This window comes from Halomarinibacterium sedimenti (assembly GCF_019312585.1).
Classification (GTDB): Bacteria; Bacteroidota; Bacteroidia; order Flavobacteriales; family Flavobacteriaceae; genus Halomarinibacterium; species Halomarinibacterium sedimenti.
Genome location: NZ_JAHWDP010000004.1, coordinates 225,078 through 247,711, shown reverse-complemented (window position 1 = coordinate 247,711; position 22,634 = coordinate 225,078). Strand labels below are relative to the sequence as shown.

The following is a 22,634-nucleotide window of genomic DNA, read 5'->3' as shown; positions in this document are numbered from 1 at the left end:
TCTTAATCCCTTTTTTTAAAACTTACTTATGAAAAATTTTAAATCTCAACATTTCTTTTTCTTTGTAATGCTATTTTTTTTCAACCTTTCCTTTGGGCAAAATGATAACTTTTACACTAAAATTCAGGAAAAAAAGATACGAGGTGAGCAATATTGGGATTCTTTTAAATTATATGAAGAGGCTTTAGAAAATGCTGAGGGTTCCCCTTATGCAAATCCAGACTTTCTTCCTGGAAGACTATATAAAGGCAAAGAATCTGTATCAAACATTATGTTTTTAAGATATAATGGGATGTCTGATGAAATTGAAGTTAAACCAACAGAAGGAACAACACAAATTCAAACCATTATTAAAGACCCTGAAATATTTGCAAAGGTTGGGGACGAAATGTACATGTATGTAGAAAGCGAAAATCCCGATGAAAATGGAGGTTACTTTAAAATTGTTAAGGACTTACAAGTGTACGATTTGGTTAAGAAAGTAAAAATTACCTTTAAAGAAGCACAATTTGCAAAAACATCGTATGATAAAAATACGCCAGCGCAGTTTATTACTGAAACCACCTATTTCTTAACAGATGATAAAGGTACATTTTATGAGTTACCAAATTCAAAAGCTAAAATTCTAAAAGTAATGGCAAAAAAGAAAAGCGAGGTCAAAGCTTTTATGCAAAAAGGAAATATTGACATTACAAAAGAGAATGACTTATCTAGGCTCGTAACCTATTTTAATTCACTTTTATAAAATTAAGTCTTTATAAAATCCTTTAAATAATAGGGTTCAAAATAAGCAACATCTTCAAAATCATTTTGCTGAAATTTTTCATATGCTAAAAACGCCATGGAAAGTGCTGTAGGCATTTTTCCTTCTACAAATTTTGCATTAGCATGGTTGCAAATCTCTTTAAATTTTACCACCCCATTACCTATAAAAGTAACGGTACCTTTTTCAAGGTATTCTGAAAAACTATTTTCATTTAAAACCTCTGCTTTTGTATTTCTTATTTCTTGCTTTTTTCCATTATAAACCGAAGCATAGACTTCCATTCTTCTGGCATCTAACATAGGAATGATGTAATCTGTTTGGTCCTTTACTTGCATGACCAAAGACTGTAAAGTAGGAATTGAAATTAAAGGCTTGTCTAAAGAATAACTCAATCCTTTGGCTGAAGATACTCCAATTCGCAAACCCGTATAAGAGCCAGGCCCTTTACTAATGGCTATGGCAGAAATATCATTTAAATTAATGTTAGCTTCTTCTAATGCCTCCTCAATAAATACATGAAGTCGTTCTGCATGAGAATATTCCTTACTATTATCTTCTCTAAAAGCAATAACGCTTCCGTTTTCCGAAAGCGCTACTGAGCAATTTGTGGTTGCTGTTTCTAAGCAAAGTATCGTTGCCATTATTCTTCTGATTCTTCTTTATCTTTAGATGATTCAACAGTCACTTTATCACCATTTTTCAATGTTTTTGTCACTGTGTTATAAGGTCCCGTAATAACGGTTTCCCCATCTGAAAGTCCCGAAGTAATTTCAATCTTACTATCGTCTTGAATTCCTGTTGTGATGACTCTAAGTTTCGCTTCGTCGCCGTCCATTACGAATACACATTCAAACTTTTCATCACTGTCCAAAACCGTTTCCTTCACACCTAGCTTTTTGGCACTACTAGTGTCGGTTTTAATAACAACGGCACTAATGGGTACGCCAATTACATTTTGTTTCTTTTCGGTAATAATATCTACCGTCGCTGTCATTCCAGGACGGAAGGGTGAAAAATATTCAGGCTTTCCTTCGGTTAAATCTTTATACGAATCTGCTAAAATTCTCACTTTCACTTTAAAGTTTGTTACTTGATCTGAAGACAAAGCCGTTTCTGCAGAGTTTGCAATTTCAGTAACTATTCCCTTAAATTCTCTTTTTAAATACGCATCTACTTCCACATTGGTTGAATCGCCAATTTGAACTTTAACAATATCATTTTCATTTACGTCCACCTCAACCTCCATGTTTGAAAGATTGGCCACCCTTACAATTTCTGTACCTGCCATTTGTGCCGTACCTACTACTCTTTCTCCTAACTCTACCGAAAGTTTTGAAATAGTTCCGGTCATAGGTGCGTAAATGGACGTCCTAGTAAGGTTATCACTTGTTTGTTTCACATTGGCTGCGGCGCTCTGTACATTGTAATAGGCAGATTCTTTATTGGCTTGTGCCACTTCATAATCGGTCACAGCTCGATCCCATTCAGATTTTGAAATAACTCCCTTTTCAAATAGGGTTTTACTTCTATTATAGTTTAACTCTGCATTTTTTAAAGAAGCAGTTGATTGTGCCAACTGTGCTCTAGCGTTCTGTAAACCTGCTTGTGCCTGAGTTAATGCAGACTGAATTAAATCTGGATTAATTCGAACAAGCAAGTCCCCCTTTTCTACTTGCTGCCCTTCTTTTACAGGAAGTTCGATAATTTCTCCAGATACTTCGGAAGAAAGCATTACCTCCACTTCTGGTTGAATTTTTCCTGTGGCAGCTACAGTCTCCATAATGTCGATAGGAGTAATTTTGGAAACTTCAACCTCTTTGAAATTTCCTTTTTTGCCAAACCACCCTTGACTATTCCCAATTAAGAGAATGGCAATAATTAAAATTGAAATTATTATTATCCAGTTGCGGGTTTTTGTGCTCATAGTGTTAAAACTTAAGTTCGGCTGCAGGAATACCAAAATACAATTCTAATACCTTTAATTTAAAAATATAATCATATTTTGCTCTATTCGCTTCAATTTTAGTGTTATCATAACGCACTTTCGACTGGCTAAAATCAAAAGCATTTGTTAATCCTACGTCATATCGATCTTTTGCATATTGGTATGCCAATTCTTGCGATTCTAATGCTTTTTGAGCAGCTTCAAAGGACTTATAAGCCCCTTTTGCATCTACATAAGCTTGATATACTGTGGACTCTAAGTCAAGTCTAGCTTGCTCTAGTAAAAACTCTTGTCTTTTTATATTTACTTTACTCCTCTTAACACCATTTCTAGTTGAGAATCCATTAAAAATAGGGACATTTAACTGAAAACCGTAAGAAACACCATCGTTTAAATACAATTGTTCTGTAAATGGTAGCGCATCTAATTCTCGTAACCCTAAAATATTAGGTTCATATCCAAAAACAGACTCCCCCGAAGATCCAACCACACCAATAGGAGTGTCACTTAAGGTTACAGGGTCATTTGGGTCGATAATGGTTTCTATTCCACTTGCTCGATCAGACTCACGTGTATTGTAATTAATAAATGCATTTAGTGTTGGCATGTACGTCGACTTCGATATTTGAAAGTCTTTTACGGCCAATTCCAAGTTCGTTTCTGCAATTTTAATTTCACTTCTATTCTCTTTAGCAGACGCAATAATTTCTGAAATATTTTTTGCAGTAATTCCGTCGTCAATTATTTCGTACCCTTCATCTTCAATATCGAAATTTTCGTAATCTTCAATTAATAATAATTGGGCAAGACTTAGTAATGAAATTTTTACAGCATTTTCGTTTACCGCAATATTTTGCTTTTCGGTAGCATCTGTTGCTTGAATTTCTAATAAATCACCACGAGGTAGCACCCCAGCATCCACTAAATCCATGGTACGCTGAATTTGCTCCTGAGTAACCTTGTTTTGAGATTGAAGCACTTCCAAATTTGCTTTGTTGGTAAGTACTTGAAGGTAGGAATTAGCAACAAAAAGCGAAATATCGTCTTTCATTTTTGAAAGTCCATAATCACTAGCGAGTTGAGACAATTTAGCTCTTTGATACACTCTATGGTTTCTTAATCCTTGAAAAATATTCACTCCAAGAGTTACACTATAGGAAGAGTTTCGCGAGGTCTGGTTCTCTAAAACACCCGTCGTGATATTTTGGGTTAGTCCTGTATTCCAAGAATTGGAGGCAGAACCGTTTAATGAAGGTAAAAAATTACCAAAAGCATCACTTTTTTCTATTTCTGCAAGTTCTTTATCTAGTTCACTTTGCTTTACAGAAATATTATTTTCTAGTGCATGTTCAACACACTCACGCAATGTCCATTTTTTATTTTGCGCTTGGATAGAAACCCCAAGACTAAAAAGTATAATGAATAAACCTAATTTCTTCATAATAGATTGTTGACCCATTGGTCTTTTTATTTATGAAAGTGTTACAAATATCGGCAAAATAAATTGCTAATAAAATCAGTACGGAGAAAGCAATTAATAAAGAAGATTTACCCTTCTTTCTTTTTATGCTTTTGCCTCATTTTATAAATCACATAACCCACTCCTCCTACGAGTAGATACGGGAAAAGCATTAGGTAGACGATGCCATTATTAATCCCTTTGGCTGCGGCACCTCCATCTTCACTTTCTAAAACAGCTCGACACATAGCACATTGGGATTCTGCAGGAAGTACTAGGAACAAAAAAAATAATATGAAAAGAAACCTTAATTTCATTTTTTAATAATAAGGAGAAATCATTAGGTAAACTACAACCCCAGTAACAGCAACATATAACCAAATAGGAAAGGTGATTTTTGCAATTTTTTTGTGTTGAGGAAATTTACCTGTTATTGCTCGAACATAGGTTATAAGTACTAAAGGGATTACTGTAATCGACAACACTATATGAGAAACCAAAATAATATAATACACATATTTTATAGCTCCCTCACCTCCAAAAGGCGTGGGATCTGACGTCATATGATACGCCACATACATTCCCAAAAATATCACTGATAATACAATACAAGATTTCATAAACACCTCGTGAAGAAACTTATTTCCTCTTTTAATATTAATAACTGCAAGCACTAATAAAATAGAAGTAACAGCATTTATCGTGGCATAAATAGGTGGTAAATAAATAAGGGGTTCTGCATTGGGTATTCTAACTCTAAATAGAATTGCCACAACAACAGGGATTGCTATGGATAATATCCAAGTCCAAATGGTATATTTTTTATTTGGATCAGCCTGCGACATATTATTCATTAAGTAATTTTTTAATATCTGTTATTAGCATCTCGACGCCCTCCTTTTCCAATCCGTCATAATAGATAATCGGGTTTCCATTTGCATCGATTCTGGATCGAATATTTCCATTTTGGTCTATTAATGCAAAAAAACCTGAATGCTCAAAACCTCCTTCAACTTCTGGAGCTTCTCCTACATACAAGTTAAACCCCTCGTTTGTCAATGTATAAATCTCATTATGGTTACCAGTAAGAAAGTGCCAATTTGGTTGTACCACTTCATATGTTTTTGCATACTCTTTTAAAACCTCCACAGTATCATAGGTCGGATTGATCGTTATAGAAGCTATCCCGAAGTTTTCTTCATCTAAAAAAGCATTCTGAATCTCTTTCATATTCTGATTCATTATAGGGCAAATGGACGGACACGTTGTAAAGAAAAATTCTACCACATACACCTTGCCAGCAAAACTTCGGTTTGAAATGGTATCATTGTTTTGATTAATAAATTGGAATGCCGGAACTTCACCAATGGTGATTAATTTTGAATCCTTATTAATGGACTTTCTTTCAAGATTATGACGATCATTATCAACTATTTCTTTGTTGTTGATTCTATTTAAAATTTTTGGAATGAATATAATCCCGAAAACTAGTATAACAAATGAAATACCTATATATGAATAGTTCTTCTTCAAAATTAAATCTCTCTTTTTGTTTTGTATTTTTTTAATGCTAGACGATATTCTGCTAAAACAACTTTTATATCATCACTCATCTTATTATTAATTTCGGCATAATCTGAAGCATTAAAACCATACATGATTCCTACATCTTTATCGTTATTTCTACCTCGTAAACTTCTTTCCTTGTCGATAATATATACTAGATTAGTTGCAAAGTTTTCATTTAATGCCCCATTGGTTTGTAATGAATAGAACACATCTTCAATATCCTTTGAAGAACCAAAAGCAAATTTATAATGAACTGGGTCTGCAATTTCTTTTAAACGTTCTTTCAATTCATCAACAGCCTCTCGCTGACTTTCATCAACTAATATGATAAACTGAAATTCCTCAAACTGATAATTCTTTTTATATATTTTGTGAGCAAGATTATAAGCATTCGCTTTTTTCTCTTCTACTTCTTTTCCAAAAAAACCTAATACTGTAATTTTATTTTCCAGTTGAAGGGTATCACTGTGAGGAGAGGTAAATTGAGTGAGCTCCAAAACATTATTAGTTAAAATAGGGAGCTTTACAAAGTTGTTGACTCCTGTCGCAAAAAACATGTATACCGAAATGGGTAATAAAAAAAGAATGCCAAGGACTATATATTTCTTTGCTTTCAAAAGCGATAATTTTTCACAAAAATACGACCCAAAATAAGGGTAAGCAAGCTTAAAAGGTTAATTTTAAAAAAGTGATTTTAACAAAAAACCCCATCTCTAGATGGGGTTTTAATTATTTCAAAAAAGAGAGGTTTAGAAGTTAAACTTTATAAATCCTTCCTTATATATGTCAAATATATAATCTCCTTCAATTAGTAAAATCAAAATTAAATAACAAATTAGAAAAACACCTGTCCATACTACAGACCTTCTAAGAGATTTAAGTTCGTCTCTCATGTGCATAAAATCCCAAGTAATATAATATGCCTTAACTAGGGTTAAGATGATAAATATCCAGTTAAGAACTTTCATTGCTAAGAAACGAGTACCTGTAAGTGATTCTGGCTTTATAATACCTAAAACAACTTCAACAGCAGTAACAATACAAAGGAACGCAAATACACCCCAAATCTTGGTAATGTTAGATTTAAATTTAACTAATCCTCTAAATATTTCTAATTTATGTTCGTGTGCCATGTTCTATTTTATATGAATTAAACAAGGTAAAAGAAGGTGAATACAAATACCCAAACTAAATCTACAAAGTGCCAATACAGTCCAACTTTTTCAACCATCTCGTAGCTTTTTCTTTTCTCGTAGGTTCCTAAAATAACATTGAAGAATATAATGATATTGATTATAACCCCTGAAAATACGTGGAATCCGTGGAATCCTGTAATAAAGAAGAAGAAGTTAGCAAAAAGTGGATGTCCATATTCGTTGTGCCTTAGATTGGCTCCTTCAACTACGAGTTTACCATCGTTCATTATTTTTGCTACAGACTCTTCACGAGAGAGAACCGTAGGATGACCATGTTCATCGAGGTATTGAGTCCTTACTAAAAGATTATCATTTGCTAAAAAACCAGCTTTTACTTCTTCGTATGAGAAAGAAGTTCGGGTAGGCTCAGCGGCATACCAAACCCCATTCTTTTTTTCATGGGTCACTCTTTCGGTAGGTATGTGTTTTGCAAAATCTGCAATCGCCACTCGCTCTCCTTCGGTATTTAAAAACTGAAGAATTTTTCCTCCTTTAGTTTCAACTGCTCCATAATCTCCCTTAATAAATGTTGCCCATTCCCAAGCCTGTGAACCTACGAAAATAGCCCCACCAATTATGGTAAAGAACATATACCAAATTACCTTTTTCTTCTGCATTTTGTGTCCAGCATCTACAGCAAGCACCATGGTTACAGATGAGAATATAAGTACTAATGTCATAAAAGCCACATAGTACATTGGTGCTGGAACACCATGTAAAAAGGGAACGTGTGTAAACACTTCGTCTGCAACAGGCCAAGCATCTATAAACTTAAATCTTGAAAAACCATAAGAGGCAATAAATCCAGAGAAGGTTAAGGCATCCGATACAATGAAAAACCACATCATCATTTTACCATAGCTGGCATTGAGTGGGCGATTACCTCCACCCCAGGTTTTTCCTTCGGTACCTGTTTTAGCAACAGTTGCTTCCATACACAGAAATTGGTTTATTTAGAGTGCAAAAATAAGTATAATTTTTATCTAACGAAATAGAAAAACAAAAAGAGGTAAATCCAAAGGAAATCTACAAAGTGCCAAAAGGTGGTAGCGAGTTCAATACCAAGGGTTTTACCGTCTTTATACTTTTGTTTAAAATGATTATAAATTACCACAAAAAGTGAAATAATTGCAGCAATAATATGTGCTATGTGCACCACAACGATAATATAAATAAACGAAAAGGCAATATTTTCGTTAAAAGCATAGCCAGATTGGAGATATATTTCAGAAAATCCTCTTATCTGCAAATAAATAAACGTAAGCCCCAACGCAAGCGTAACAAGTAATAAAAACATTCCTGCTCGCTGCTCTTCCTTAATAATCATTTTTTTTGCAAAATGCATGGTCAGACTGCTCATAATAATAACAACTAGGCTTATATAAAAAGCCTCTGGAAGCACTAAGCTTTCCAACCAATCCCCTCGTTCTTTACTTACTACATAAGCACTTGTTAATCCCGCAAAACTCATAGACAAGCTAATAATGCCAAACCATAGCATCATTTTTTTAGCTCTCTTGGTTTTTAGTTCTTCAGATCCCTCAGTATAGTTCATTAGCTTAAAAATTTATCGGCAACAAAAATTATTTGTAATAAGGTTATATAACTTACACTTACCAGCATTAATTGTTTTGCAGCTTTTTCAGTTTTCAATTTATATAGTCGTATAGCATAATAAATTAACCAAACGCCAATACCGAAAACAATTACCGCTGCCACCCTACTTAGTTTAAGACTACCCGTTACTTGAAATGCAGGAATTAGGGAGGCAAGCACTGTCCAGATACTATATAAAACTACTTGTATGGCTGTTCCATTATCTCTTTTACCTGTAGGGAGCATAAAAAACCCACCCTTTTTATAGTCCTCAAACAGAAACCACCCAATTGCCCAAAAGTGAGGAAATTGCCAAAAAAATTGAATCATAAAAAGAGTTCCTGGTTCTATTCCAAAAGTATTTGTAGCTGCCACCCAACCCAACATGAAGGGTATTGCTCCTGGAAAGGCTCCCACAAAAACCGAAAGAGGTGTTTTAGTCTTTAAAGGGGTATAAAGACTTACATACATAAAAATTGAAATAGCCCCAAACATCGCCGTTTGTGCATTTATAGTATATAAGATTACAATCCCCAGAAGGGTAAGCAAGGTAGCTAAAACAAAAGCCAAGCGCACACTCATCCTCCCAGATGGAAGGGGTCTATTTTTGGTCCTATCCATAAGGGCATCTAGGTCCTTTTCAATTATTTGATTCCAAACATTTGATGCACCCACCATACAATATCCTCCCAAGCATAGTAACAGTAAAATGGTAAAATTAACAGTCTCTGCCCCTAATAGATATCCAGCAATGGAAGAAAAAACCACACTCACAGATAATCTTATCTTGGTAATTTCAGCAAAATTTGCAATTATTCCAGAGGAAACAGAAGTTGAAAGGCTTTTGGACAATACAATTTATTTTTATGGCGCAAAGATACATTACACACACCTTTTTTTACAACTTAAATGCTATATAATTCGTTGTGTAATGGTTCTTTTTATTAAATTCACCCCATTAAAAAATTTAAACCATGATACGTACATTCTTACTTTTAATTTCTTTTTTTCTTTTAAGCGGCCAAGTTGTTTTTTCTCAAAATGATAGTGATGCAGCACAACCAAAAATTACCACCAATAAACAGAAGAAGAAGGAAGCAAAAAAACAAGCCAAGTTAAAAGAGGCACAGGAGAAACAAATAGAGAAAGAAACTAAAGATTTTGCCGATGAAAAAATGAAAAGTAATGAAGCAAACTATATCCCCACCTACCCTGTTGCTACTGTAAAAGTAAGAGATAGTATTTATATGCTAACAGGAAGAGGAGGCAATATTGGACTTTGTGTAGGGAAAGATGGAGCTTTTATGATAGATGACCAATTTGCTGAAGGTACTGAGGCTATTTTAAAATCTGTAAGTAATATAACAGACAAATCTGTTCGATTTCTTATAAATACACATCATCATGGTGATCATACAGGAGGTAATAAAAATATGCTTGAAGAGGGTGTTGTTATTTTTGCCCACGAAAATGTAAGAAAAAGACTTATAGACGAGGCTAGAAAAAAAGTACAAGACTCATTAGAAAAAATTTATCAAAAAAACTTAGAGAAATTTTCTAAAGATGGGTATGGAGAAGATAAGGCCGCAACTGGAGCAAAGAGGGTTGCTGAAAATGTTGAAGCATCCATGAAAATTGACAATACTTTTCCATTTATCACTTTTGAGGATGACCTAACTTTTCATTTTAATGACCAAAAGATTTTAGTTTTTCACGTCCATAATGCCCATACAGATGGAGACTCCATGGTTTACTTTACTGATAGTAATGTTCTTCACACAGGGGATGTTTTTTTTAATGGCAAATACCCATATATTGACATAAATAATGGCGGAAGTTTTGACGGTTATATTAATGCACTCTCAAAAATATTAATGTTGGTCGATGAAGACACCAAGATTATTCCAGGTCATGGGGAAATAGCCAAAATGAAAGACGTGAAGTACACTAAATCCATGTTAGAATTCTTGCATTCTAAAGTTGCCTATCACTATGTTGGTAGAAAATCCAAAGAGCAAATCATGGCTATGAAAGACATTACCAAAGAGTTTGATGATAAAGGATATGGCAGTGGATTTATTTCAACTGAAAAATTTATGGACTTTATTTACGAAGATGTTGCTTTGAAATATAAAGATAAGCGAGTAAAACAATAAATTAAAAATCGTAATACCAATTAAATAAGTCGGTCCTAATTCCAAAATTAAACCAGGTGGTTTGATTGCTGAAAACGGTTTCAGTATTTACCAACGGAGAAAAATCTCTATAAATTAGATTTCCGTAAATTTTTAAATTGGATGCTGGGTTAATTACATAGCCTATTTGGAACTCACCGTGAAAAAAATCGGTAGTATTTCCTTGAGCTAATTCATTTCCTTCATCTGCAATTCTATTGTCTTCGGTACCATAAATATTTCCTCCATAGAAGAAACTATCTTCTGAAGTATTAAACTCAAACCCTCTTTTGGCAAAAATAAGTTTTGCACTTGAAAATATTCTCCCTCTTTGGTAACGCGCTATGGTAATAAATTCCGAAAAATTAGCGCCTAATGTATGAGCCATAGATTGATTGGCGTGGCCATAGTTTAACACTACGGTATTATGAGAATAAGTGTACGGTCTTACTCGGTTATATTCTGCTTGCAAATAGAGATTTTTTAAACCGAAAGCATCATAATACTTTGCTCCTATTTGATAGCCAATTTTATTTTTGTAACTCCCATTTCCACCAAAAATATCACTGGTAGAAAACTCATCTATTATTAATTGACTATAGGCATTTACCCTATTATTTACCTTATATTTTGCGCTTAACCCAATTAGTGCATTTCCACCTCGAGAACCTGTTGAAAACTCAATGGCCCGATAAAAAATTACAGGATTAATGTAGTTAAAATCAAAACCCCTATCATTATCGTTTTCCCATATTACCGATTCAAAAAGTCCAATATTTAATCTCTTTGTCACGTTGTAACTTAAATAGTGGTTTGCCATAAATTTGGTTCTAAAAGAACCGTCTTCCGTCACTTCAGAACGTACATCTCTTAGCGACATCCAAGTATTGGTATATTTTAACTTCCAAATGGTGGTGTTAAGTTTAAAAAATGGATACGGACTGGCATTATCACTCAAAAATAAAGATCGGTATCCATCCCCAATAAAGTTTTTTCCGTGTCCTAATTGAATATTAAAATATTGAGATGGAGTAAATGAAACATACCCTGTTGCCACTGGATAATCGTAAGAGTCCTTTTTAAATCTCTTTGCAATTCCACGTCCAGGAATAATAGCAGGGTTTCCTCCATCTGGTTTTATAGACTCTGCATAGCGATTAAAATAATCTGCAAACCTTCCTTGACTTTCATATATAGTTGCGAAAAAATTGACTTGCTTTCCAATTCCTCCTTGTGTATAAATTAAACGAGTATTGTTATACGTACTTATATCTGCATCTGTGTCTTTCCCAGCTTGAAGATCCACTCCTGGGTCAAGGGTAAACCAATAATCTTTTCCTTTTAATGTCAACATATGTTCATTCCACCATTTTCTACCTAGCCAAGAAGTTCTTTCTTTTGAAATAGCCTTATTTTCAGATTCAAAATTATAATACTTATTTACCTCGCTATAAATAAATGGCTTTTGTGCTGTATGATTATTAGCTCCCACTTGATTAACATATGGATCAAAAAGACTGTAGTTATGATGTGAAAGCGGAATATTTAAAGAACTTGTATATTCTTCATTTGTATACGGTAATTTTTCAATAGCTTCGTATTCTGTAAGTTCCTCATTCCCAATAATTTCCTTGGCCTTTGTAACTGAAGAAATTTCTGAATTGTTGTTTACAGGCTCACTCCCTAATGGAATTCTAAAAGACATGGTGTATTGAGCATAGGTTGGCCTTCCATTATAGGTGGCCGGAGTTATTTTTGGAAATTCTCCAAAGACACGAGTTATCTCCTCTTTCAACTCTTTATAAAATGCATCCACATATAATACTTTGAAAACCCCTTCTGAATTTACTTCAAAAAAAACGGAGGCTTCACCATTATAGTTTTCTTCATCGACAATGCTGGGTAACTCCAAATTTGAAAAGAGCAAATCTTTAACTGTAGTATTAAAGCAGTCCTTTAAAGTTGCTACATCCACAGGTTCGCAGTTAGGAAAAATAGGATACTTTTCTAAACTATTATCACTGGTTTGTGCCTTACTAGTTGTGAAAATAACTACAAAGCACAGGGGTAGAAAAAACAAACGCATCATAGGTAAAGGGCATTTTATTTACCTCGAAAGATACGCTTTTTTTAAAATGTTCTTTTTAAAAAAACCCGCAATTAAGCGGGTTTAATTTTTTAGTGTTCAATGTTTACCATTATCGGGACAGTATAAATAACATCCACCAATTCATTTTCATGTTTGGCAGGTATCATTTTAGGAAGGTGTCCAATAACTCTTTTTGCTTCGGTATTTAAATCCTCGTTTGGATTACTCGTTTTAATATTTACAATTTCTCCTCTTGAATCAACAGTAAACTGAACATCAATTCTGTTTTTCTTACCTGCATATTTATTTGAAAACTTATCGATATCAAATTTTCTACTAATAAATGCGTTTATTTTTTCGTTTAAACAGGCCTTCCTTTCACTATTCGTTGAAAGATTTTCGCACCCTGGAAATATAGGGGCATTATCAACAGAAATTAGGTTTTTTATGTCGGGCTTTTTAACCGTAGGTGAACTTATCACAGGTTTTTCAATTGGTACATCTGGTTCCACCTCTGTCGGCGCCGTTTTATCCTCTAGCTGTTTTGAAATATTTTCTACAGGTTTAAAATTAGTCGAAGCGACGGGCTTTATAGGCTTCCTCTCCTTCACAATTTCTTTTGGTTCCTCTATCTTCTCTACATGAAAAACATCAATAACATAATTCTTTAGAGCTACTTCCTTCAATTCTTTTTTATCTGGGATAACATAAGCCATTTCAGAAAAGCCTAAATTACTTTCTACTATCAAGAATACAAATAACATGCTTATGATAAGTCCTATTTGAAAAAACAATCCAGAATTCCAACGGATATTAATTCTCTTTTTCTCCTCTCTTTTTGAAAGCCCTTCTACTTTAGAGCGGCTTTCCTTTTTTACTGATGGTACCATTGTGTTATTATTTAAAAGTTATAGTAAGAGTATTACAATGGATGTGCCAAAAATGAAAACGTCCTGCTATATGCGGGACGTTTTATATAAAGTAAGAGTTATAAAATCCTAATTTTCTACTTGGAATAAAATAGGTAGTGCATACAACACCCCAACAGCTTTACCACGTTGTTTCCCAGGGGTCATCTTAGGAAGTGCCTTTACAACATTAATAGCTTCTTGCTCAAGACGAGGGTGAGGAGCACGAGCTCTCACATCCACAACATTTCCGTTTTTATCTATCTTAAACTGAACGGAAATACGTTGTCTTCCTTCAAGACCTAAATCGTTTGCTAATTCGGTATCAAATTTTCTTGAAACAAACTGTTGTATTTTTTCAGACATACATGCTTTTTTCGCATTGTTGTTTCCAGCATTCTCACAACCAGGATACACGGGAACATTTTCAATTACTGCAAATGGTACATCTGCAATTTCTTCTTCCTCTACTTCTTCAATCTCTTCGATTTCTACAATCTCTTCATTTTGATTGGTCTCTGTAGATTCTATAATGGTTTCTTCCACTTCTTCTTCATCTTCAACAACCTCAATTACTTCAGGCGCTGGAGGTGGCGGAGGTGGTGGAGGTGGAGGTGTAATAGGTTGGGTGATTGGAATATCTTCCAAAAGATCATCTCCAACATTTAATGTGTCTCCTGCAAGATCATCCTTGTCAAAGGTCTTATGCTCGATGGCTCTCCAAGAGATGAAAAGCATTAAAGCCAAACCAGCAAGGACGTAAATGTTACTCCACTGATTTAAATTTGCTTTAGAATTTTTTTTCGGTTCCATAATAGAAAATTTAGATAGTTGCTAAAATAGGTAAAAATGTAATGTTTTTAAAAGGGAATCTCATTTTTTAGAAAGAAAAGTATCTTTTGCTTTATAAAACACGAGAACTCCAATAATAATTCCAGTTGCATTTGCTACAATATCCCAATTATCATGAGTTCGTGTAACAATATAACTACCTTGTAGGACTTCAATAATTATACCATAAATAAATAATGCGATAGAAACAAATACGTATATACTTTTAGATTCCTTTCCTAAGCTTCTAAAATAGAAAAGCCAAATAATTGCGAACAGAAAATAGAGTAACGCATGAACAATTTTGTCGAAAAAAGGAATATTTACTTTAGGTCCTTTTGTTATAGGCACCAACATAATAACCGTAACAAATAGGGAATAACCAATTGCAAGTATTCTTAGAAAGTTACTTTTCAATAATTGCTTTATAAGCTGCATCATCAAGCAACGCTTCTATTTCCTCAGGATTTGAAATTTTAATTTTAATTATCCAGCCTTCACCATAGGGGTCTGAATTTACCTTTTCAGGATCGGATTCTAAAGAATCGTTAAATTCAATTACTTCACCTGATAAGGGGGAGAAAAGGTCAGATACTGTTTTTACAGCTTCAACCGTACCAAATACTTCATGTCTCTCTACAGTTTCGTCAAGTGCTTCCACTTCAACATAAACTATATCGCCTAATTCTCCTTGGGCAAAATCTGTGATTCCAACGGTAGCAATGTCGCCATCAATAAGCACCCACTCGTGGTCTTCTGTATATTTTAAGTTTTGAGGAATGTTCATTCTTAGTATAATAAAATGTTAAATTAATTAGTTTCCAAAATTATATCTCAGGGTCAAACCACTTCTAATGGTTGTCTGTGGAAATGCAGTGGATATTGCATATTCAGAAAATGTGTGATCATAATAGAACAATGCAGTAAGATTTTTGCTTAAAGCATAATCTGCAGAAAATTGCAACCCGTAAATAGTTTGTCCTGCCGTAGTTTGATTGTTATTAATATCTAAATACCTAATGATTGTTTTATTATATCTTCTAGAAGCATCTAGCTTAAAGTTTAAATCACTTTGTAAAATTCGTTTCTTACCTCCAAAGTTGGTGCCTATACGCAGATCCTTAATACGATATCCTAACCCTAAAATGATTTCGTTTCCTTGAATTTCAGTCAACAAGTTATTTGCAAAACTTAATGACAAAGCTCGATCTTTTCTTAGCTCCACCATTATCTTTACAGAATTTTGCATCTCAAAATCAATCTTAGCTAAAGGAGAAAATTGCTCTGTAAGGTTTACATTACTTAGGAAAATAGCACTTTTAAAGTTCCCGGATTGATCTAACTCTAATGGGTTTTCTCTATCAAAATCTAAGTTTGTTTGAAATTGATTTACCGTATAGGAGGCGCGGTATCCATGTTGAATTGAGAAACGTTTAAATTGTTTCTTAAACCATTTTATACGCATGAAGCCCGTGTATTTTAAATCCCAATTAGGCAATGGTATATCACGGAAAATTCCAGTTTTTTCTTTACTTGCATCACTCCCTTTGTATGCCGATAAGAAAGACCCTAATAATACTTTTTGACTTGTAGGTCCAAACCCAACGGGGAATCCTGTTTCGGCATCAATGGTATAGGTATAATTTGGATCGTTTTGATCCAATTCTCTTGCTAAACGATCTGCAATAACGCTGCGGTTTGCTCTAAAATCATCAAAAGCAGCCGATCCATTTTCATCGCTTTTACTAAAGGCTGTTTTAATTAAAAGCGTTGAAATATTAAAGTTCCCAAAGGTATTTGGTGTTAACGATTCATATAGACCATCTTCTACTATATAGTTTTCTGCATAGTTTTCAGAATAGGCTCTACTTCCATTAAAATCAATTTTTAAATCTGGTAGTAATTCCATATTCACTTGAGCATCTAACTGTCTGCTTTCAACTTCAGTATATTGCTCGTTAAATTCTGGGTAGATTGTTAACCAACCTTTTTTAGCCGCTAAATCCCGAATCTCTGCCTGACTACCAAAAACGAATCCAGTAGATGGCTTTAACGAACCTGCAAATCCAATGGATGGAGTATAACCAGGTAAGAATATACCGTTATTTTCTTGGTAGTTTAATTGAATTTTCTTGATAGAAGTAACCAAACCTATTAACGTGTTGGCAGCCTTTTCTCCTCCACTCAAAGTACCTCGCCCTCCAGCACCAGAACCGCCTTCGTTTCCAACTTCATTAGAACCTCCTCTACCTCCAACAAGATTTTGCTCTCTACTACTTTTTGGGTCATTCTTGCCGGTTTCTTCTCCTTTTCCTCCATTACCCTTATTACCATTAAGAAGTGAAGATCCTCCTGACTTTTCATTTCCACCGCCATTTCCAACATTTCTACCTGGCTTAATTTTTGTTAATCCTACATATCGATAGAAACTATTCATATCTAATGTTGAATTTATTCTATGTGTACTAGCATTTTGAACAGAATTCCCTAAATCATAAACCGTTGGGTCTCCCTCCACAGTAATTTCACTAAATAAATCACTACCGTCCTGCCACTGGTAATCCCCTTGATAAGAATAGGCAATTCTCATCCATTTTAAGAATGGAAACTTAGCTGTAGGTAAATCGTAATTTACTTGAAGTGATTGAAAGTGTTGATTTGGGTCTCCCACTTGGAAAAATCCATCCCAAACCCCTATCGAGTTATCTACCAATCCACCATCTATATAATTATTTACAATGCGGTTATTGGCCGAATTAAAATTGAAACGTAAAGAATTAGTAAGATTATAATTAACTGTATACTGCCAATCGAATAAGAAATTTCTTTGGTATAAAGTTGGTAATCCTATTTGTCCAGGCAATAAATTCAATTCCCTAAATTTTTGCTCATTATATTGTCTGGTAATATTAGAACTAACCGAAATATTACTTGGTAATGGATTAAAGTTCAAATCCTTCAAAAACTGCCAATACTTTCCAGTAAATAACGAATCATTTTTCTTGAATGGCTCTATAGGCTTCGAATTGATGGTGTAATCATAAGTACCTCCCAAGCGAACATTTTGATTTAATGCTTCTTCAATTTCAAAGTCGTTGTGGTCTACTTGATTGTACGTAAATGAGAATGTGAAGTTTTCAATATCATAGGGCATAGGTTTACTTGGGTTTTCTCCGGCCTTATTTTTCCGTACTCCAATAAAGTTAACACTTTGCCTTTTGGTATAATCCACAGATTGATCTTCTACAGCATTCTTTTCTTCGGCATCTGAGATATTATCCAATCGTGTTTGAAGTTCAATATCTTCAAATTCTGGATCGTATTTTGGGGTTATTAACTCCTCTCCAATACCATAATTAAAGGGTAAAACAATTCCCCATTTTTTCGGAAATAATTGCCCTAAATTAAAATTAGTAACAACATCATATTGTTTCGTGTCTTCTAAACTACGTTGATTGGGTCCTTGTTCAATAGATCCAAAACCAATGGTACTTACATTACCTGTAGCACTCACATTAGCAAAGTCGGCTAGATTTGCATCCATATTAAGTACGGCTGCCCAACCTCCCTTGTTTTCTAGTTCGCTCATACGTAATTCGTTGAACCAAACTTCCCCGCAAATGTTGGTGTTGGATTTATTACGTAGTCCAATCATAATCACCCTAACATTACCAAAACTTGGTGTTCCCTTAATACCAATTCTTAATTCGTTTTCGCTCCCACTAAAGGTAGGGTCCAACTCAGATTGCATAAAATAGGTGACCTCAGTAGGGTCAACTGGAACTTCAGAGCCTAGTACTCGTGTCTTAATTTCTTGAAGTAATGAAAGAGGAAGGTTTAGTCTATTTTCAAGTGGCCAAATAGTCTCTGCATCAGATTCATTGGCACTTGGAATTTCTGGGGAAACATTTAGCGGAATTTCAATTTCGTAAAAGCTGGTGTTTAAGTCATTTCCTAATCGAATAAATGCTGACATCTGACCATCTGCTAATAGGGGAGCTGGCGCATCCAATGATTCAGCATGAATAAACATCTCTAGGTTTTTGTACTGACGCATATCCACATTAAAGTTTTTATACACAGCTCGAGCATCTTCAGGCTCAAGATCACAAACTTTTAATGCTAACGATTGCTCGTCTTGACGAATAATATTATTGTTATTATTTAACTCTTCTCTAAATACTCCTGGAGGAATAGTATAATTACTGTTTTGAATAATCCCAACTGCTTCGTTTTCAAAAGTAGTATTGTCTTGATCATTACTAGAATTGTCTACATCCAAGGATTCTGTATATCTTCTATAATCTCCACGGAAAAGCTCTAATGTTCCCAAACGCAATACGGTTTCCTGTTGGAATCCAGACATATACATTCGCATAAATCGGATAGATCTAAAGTCTGAAATTCCATTTACAGCTTCGTCATAATCACTTAAAGGAATTCTAAATTGAATCCACCTTACAGGTATTTCTTGGTTGTTTTGAGTCGTTACTGTGATTTCTTTTATGTCTGTTACATACTTTGATTCAAGACCCATATTTGGGGTAACATTAACTTCATACTCGAAGTAACTATCCACCGTATTCATGGTATTGTCACGGTTGATATCCTCAACATCAGGTTGTGCTGTTGATCCCCTATCAGTATTACTTAACTGTTCTGGTGAGTTTCCTTCGGTACCATTGTATGATTTATAGCGTTGAAGAATATTTCCTTCTCCTTGTAAGAAGTATTGATAGTTATCGTTTGCGGGATCTGGTAGTCCAGCAAAAGCCGGGAATTTAGCGGCCTCTTCACTATCACTTAACCCATCAAGACCAATATCTTGATTTATTCGTTCTTGACCCTGTGTAGCAAATGTATACACTAAGGATTGATTGCTTGGTACTTTTCCCCACTCGGTACTTAATGTATTTGCAGAAGAGCCATCCTCGGGTAAACCGTTTTCATATTGTTTACGTCCATCTTTTAAAATATCTTCAGAAATGTTTCCTAAGTTAAAGGTTAACTTCCCTCCAGGATTATTGGCGTTCTCATCATAAATAAATGGATCCATCAACCAAAACTGTATATACTCAACATTGGATCTCTCAAAATCGGTAGTAGAAAGTTGTCTTGTAATACCCCCAAAACGAGTTTCAGGATTAGGCAGTGAATTTCCTCCTGAGGCCAAAGGATTAAAGTTGTAGGGGCCTCTTTCAGATGGATAAAAAGCTAAATCTAAGGGGAATAACGCCTGCGTTTGCCCTTGAATAATATCTTGATCTGGGAAAATTTCATTTCTAAAAACTCTTCTTGTAAATGGATTTGACAAATCTTCGTCTGTAATTCCATCTGGACGTAGTGAACTATAAAAAACTGGATCAATTGTATACCAATTTAAACGAGCACGATTGTAGTTGTAAGCTAGGTTATTGTTATCCAATTCTCCTCCAAAACCAACGGGTGTACTAGAAAGGAACCAACTTAATGGAGTGGCTACATCGATGGCAGTTTGAGCAGCTTCAAAGTCATCAACGTATGCCGTTACCTTACCATCAAAATTAGAAATCTTTGGAGCTCCTGGCAATAGATAAGCAAACTCCCCTCTTATCGAAACATTAGATTCTACATCTGTATCGATATTTGGAAGTTTATTTACCAATCTAGTTAAGAAAGGAACTTCGGTTGAGTAATTGGCATTAATACCAAACATGGTATTATTAATAGGTTCGTTTTGAAAAGAAGACTTTTGTGTTAATGGTCTTTCATTCAAGTTTAGAAAAGTACCTCCTACTTGGAAATTTCTATTGAATTTATGCTGAATATCTAACCCTGTAAAGCGTTTTGTCTGTTGCCCAAATAAGGTGTTGTTTTCAACACTAATATTAATAGGGGTATTTGAATTTTGTAAAGAAGGGTCCAAAATTTGTACTCTTCCCAATTGATAGTTTACCGTATAATCTACCCCTTCAACAAGCGTTCTTCCTCCAGCAGTAACAGTCACAGAACCTTGTGGAATATTAAATGCTCCTATTGGAATCCCATCTGCTCCTGTGGATTTATAGGTTCCCTTTAACTGAAATTTGTTCTTGTCACTCCCTTCTTGTTCTGCCTGCGTTTTTGTAGATCGATACATAGTACGGAACACGTACTTCTGTTGGTTGGCATTGTATGTTAAAGGGTTGTCATAATCTTCATTGGTATTCAACTCTAACTTTTCGAAAAGATAATCCCCAAATGGTTCCACACTGGTGAAAATAATTCGCCCATTTTGCTGGTCTACAGTAATTCCAGGATAAAAATCAAAGAATCCATCTCCCCCTTGTTGTGGGTCATTGTTAAAATTTAACTTATCAAGGTTGAAGACTCTTAAAAGCGTTGCATCATCTAAATCTACATCTCCTGGATTCACTTCTGGAAACTCAGTTCCAGCAACAGGATTAATATAGTTAATAGGTGAAGGATCTAGGTATAAAATATTTAGTCTAAAGTCTTCTTGTTCCAATTGGTAAGCACCAATAGGATAGATGTTTTTCATCATAATATCCCAAACCGGTTCATTAACATTGGTGATATTACTTTTTAATAATTTTACTACTAAGTTTTGTGGAATACCTACTTCGTTTTCACCTTGATTTGGATCTCCTCCACCTTGGGTGGTTTGAATTCCAGTAGCCTCAACCCCATCTGTAGAAAACTCTCCTACTTGATACACATTTCCATTTACAGTGTACTGAAAAGCTACAGCCAATACTTCATCATTATTTAATCGTTGATTTAATGAAATATATCCAAGCTGGGTATTTAAAGAATATTCATTCCCTTGAAGTTTACGTGCATTTTCAAGACTTACATAATCTGTTCCGTCGCTTACCGCTACACCGCCAAAACCAGCTTGTACAGTTGCTACGTCTCGAATGGAACTATTAAGCACACTTTGAACCGAAGGATTGTCTATCCCAAAAGGGTTGAAATCGTTATTTGAGTTATCTGGATAAGAGTTTCTTGGTTTATTAATAAATCCTCCAGGAATAACATTTAATCCTATATTGGTTGGATCTGCCTCCCCAATATCCTGCAAAGCCACAATATTTCTAACATCATTAGTGGTTGTATTTCTATTGGTAATCCAAATTTCGGCACGAGTGACTTGGACCGAAGAATTAATGAATGGATAATTCTCTAAAACCCTATCATAGTTATCCCTAAAATAGTGAGCTAAAAAGAAGTGTCTATTTTCGTCATAATCTAAAGCAAAAAGTTCAAAATCGGTTACGGTTGCACCACCTTCGGCTACTACAGACCGTGTTTCGGAACGTTGTTCGGAAAACACCCCTGTAATTGTTGTTTTTCCAAACTGAAGTTGTGTTTTTACCCCAAATAAACTTTGCGCTCCTTGAATAAGCGAACTATTAAGTGGCATACTTACATTACCCACTTCAATTTTCTGAATAATATCATCCTCGGTAGGTGTATACTCGAGTTTTATTAGATTTTGAAAATCGAAAGTAGATTGCGTATCGTAATTAGCTGTTACCTGTAACCGTTCACCAACCTTACCCAATAAGCTTAAACTAATTCTTTGGTCAAAGTCGAAAGAAAAATTACTTCTATTTCGAGGGGAAAACTGTGGGTTGTCCTGTTTTGTATATAACAGCCCTAAGTCCATTTCTACAGTACCTTGAGGAATTACCTCAATAGTATTCCCTCCAAAAATAGTTTCGAAGAAGCTTGAATTTACATAAAACGTAGGTAGCAGATTTTTTTGACCTTCCTCAGATCCTTCTTTACGTCCATCTGCAGCATCTATCTTTTCTTTAAAATACGCTTTCATTTGCTCTCGCTGAACCAAATCGCGGTATTCTTCAGCCGTAAGGATAACTGGGTAAGAAATATCAAAATCTCCTACCATTCGAGTAAGAATATACCTATCGGTTATTGGATCATAGGTATACATATTCTGGATACTGGTTGGATTGGGTAAATCTAATCTACCCGACTCGTATCCTGTAGCAGTGGAATCTTCTTGCCCGTAACTAGTAGATACGGTGAGAAGTGTTATTCCGAAAAGTATGCATTTAAAAAAGTGGTTCCTAAAATTGTAATTTTTCACTCCCAA

At 34.7% G+C, this 22,634-nt stretch carries 19 protein-coding genes; 2 read left to right on the top strand and 17 right to left on the bottom strand.

Annotated features, from left to right (window positions below):
- The first annotated feature begins 28 nt into the window (after positions 1-28).
- Complete coding sequence (locus KXJ69_RS11085; protein ID WP_219053177.1) at positions 29-745, top strand: hypothetical protein; 717 nt, start codon at positions 29-31, stop codon at positions 743-745.
- Between the two features lie 2 nt (positions 746-747).
- Here KXJ69_RS11085 and tsaB read toward each other — a convergent pair whose 3' ends face one another.
- The 11 genes from tsaB to cyoE all read right to left on the bottom strand — a co-directional run bounded on the left by tsaB (position 748) and on the right by cyoE (position 9,383).
- Entirely contained in the window at positions 748-1,407 is a 660-nt protein-coding gene (gene tsaB / locus KXJ69_RS11080) for a tRNA (adenosine(37)-N6)-threonylcarbamoyltransferase complex dimerization subunit type 1 TsaB (RefSeq protein ID WP_219053176.1), read from the bottom strand.
- Positions 1,407-2,690, bottom strand: coding sequence for an efflux RND transporter periplasmic adaptor subunit (locus KXJ69_RS11075; protein WP_219053175.1), 1,284 nt, complete (start codon positions 2,688-2,690; stop codon positions 1,407-1,409). Before KXJ69_RS11075 ends, tsaB begins: the two co-directional genes overlap by 1 nt.
- Positions 2,691-2,694: 4 nt before the next feature.
- Complete coding sequence (locus tag KXJ69_RS11070; RefSeq protein WP_219053174.1) at positions 2,695-4,152, bottom strand: TolC family protein; 1,458 nt, start codon at positions 4,150-4,152, stop codon at positions 2,695-2,697.
- Positions 4,153-4,259: 107 nt separating this feature from the next.
- On the bottom strand, positions 4,260-4,487 hold the full coding sequence (locus KXJ69_RS11065) for a CAMCR motif-containing small membrane protein (protein WP_219053173.1): 228 nt from the start codon (positions 4,485-4,487) through the stop codon (positions 4,260-4,262).
- A 3-nt stretch (positions 4,488-4,490) separates the two neighbouring features.
- Positions 4,491-5,024 (bottom strand): DUF420 domain-containing protein, encoded by a 534-nt coding sequence (locus tag KXJ69_RS11060; protein ID WP_219053172.1) that lies wholly within the window; start codon positions 5,022-5,024, stop codon positions 4,491-4,493.
- On the bottom strand, positions 5,017-5,703 hold the full coding sequence (locus tag KXJ69_RS11055) for an SCO family protein (RefSeq protein WP_219053171.1): 687 nt from the start codon (positions 5,701-5,703) through the stop codon (positions 5,017-5,019). Before KXJ69_RS11055 ends, KXJ69_RS11060 begins: the two co-directional genes overlap by 8 nt.
- A 2-nt stretch (positions 5,704-5,705) precedes the next feature.
- Entirely contained in the window at positions 5,706-6,356 is a 651-nt protein-coding gene (locus tag KXJ69_RS11050) for a hypothetical protein (RefSeq protein WP_255571326.1), read from the bottom strand.
- A gap of 132 nt (positions 6,357-6,488) precedes the next feature.
- Entirely contained in the window at positions 6,489-6,872 is a 384-nt protein-coding gene (locus KXJ69_RS11045; RefSeq protein ID WP_219053170.1) for a cytochrome C oxidase subunit IV family protein, read from the bottom strand.
- A 17-nt stretch (positions 6,873-6,889) separates the two neighbouring features.
- The gene (locus tag KXJ69_RS11040) at positions 6,890-7,870 is read right to left on the bottom strand and encodes a cytochrome c oxidase subunit 3 (RefSeq protein ID WP_219053169.1); all 981 of its coding nucleotides are present in this window, start codon (positions 7,868-7,870) and stop codon (positions 6,890-6,892) included.
- A gap of 44 nt (positions 7,871-7,914) precedes the next feature.
- On the bottom strand, positions 7,915-8,490 hold the full coding sequence (locus tag KXJ69_RS11035; RefSeq protein ID WP_219053168.1) for a cytochrome c oxidase subunit 3: 576 nt from the start codon (positions 8,488-8,490) through the stop codon (positions 7,915-7,917).
- Positions 8,490-9,383 carry a heme o synthase gene (gene cyoE / locus KXJ69_RS11030; protein ID WP_219053167.1) on the bottom strand — a complete coding sequence of 298 codons (894 nt, stop codon included), beginning with the start codon at positions 9,381-9,383 and terminating at the stop codon, positions 8,490-8,492. Before cyoE ends, KXJ69_RS11035 begins: the two co-directional genes overlap by 1 nt.
- 122 nt (positions 9,384-9,505) lie before the next feature.
- On the opposite strand from cyoE, the gene KXJ69_RS11025 reads away from it, so the two are divergent.
- Positions 9,506-10,687, top strand: a complete 1,182-nt coding sequence (locus KXJ69_RS11025; protein ID WP_219053166.1) for an MBL fold metallo-hydrolase — start codon at positions 9,506-9,508, stop codon at positions 10,685-10,687.
- Between the two features lies 1 nt (position 10,688).
- On the opposite strand, the gene remB is transcribed toward KXJ69_RS11025, so the two are convergent.
- The 6 genes from remB to sov all read right to left on the bottom strand — a co-directional run bounded on the left by remB (position 10,689) and on the right by sov (position 22,634).
- On the bottom strand, positions 10,689-12,794 hold the full coding sequence (remB, locus tag KXJ69_RS11020; protein ID WP_219053165.1) for a gliding motility outer membrane protein RemB: 2,106 nt from the start codon (positions 12,792-12,794) through the stop codon (positions 10,689-10,691).
- Positions 12,795-12,883: 89 nt separating this feature from the next.
- Positions 12,884-13,684 (bottom strand): energy transducer TonB, encoded by an 801-nt coding sequence (locus KXJ69_RS11015; protein WP_219053164.1) that lies wholly within the window; start codon positions 13,682-13,684, stop codon positions 12,884-12,886.
- 108 nt (positions 13,685-13,792) lie between these two features.
- Entirely contained in the window at positions 13,793-14,515 is a 723-nt protein-coding gene (locus KXJ69_RS11010; protein ID WP_219053163.1) for an energy transducer TonB, read from the bottom strand.
- A gap of 60 nt (positions 14,516-14,575) precedes the next feature.
- Complete coding sequence (locus KXJ69_RS11005; RefSeq protein ID WP_219053162.1) at positions 14,576-14,974, bottom strand: VanZ family protein; 399 nt, start codon at positions 14,972-14,974, stop codon at positions 14,576-14,578.
- Positions 14,940-15,320, bottom strand: a complete 381-nt coding sequence (gcvH, locus tag KXJ69_RS11000; protein WP_219053161.1) for a glycine cleavage system protein GcvH — start codon at positions 15,318-15,320, stop codon at positions 14,940-14,942. Before gcvH ends, KXJ69_RS11005 begins: the two co-directional genes overlap by 35 nt.
- A 27-nt stretch (positions 15,321-15,347) precedes the next feature.
- On the bottom strand, positions 15,348-22,634 hold the full coding sequence (gene sov / locus KXJ69_RS10995; protein WP_219053160.1) for a T9SS outer membrane translocon Sov/SprA: 7,287 nt from the start codon (positions 22,632-22,634) through the stop codon (positions 15,348-15,350).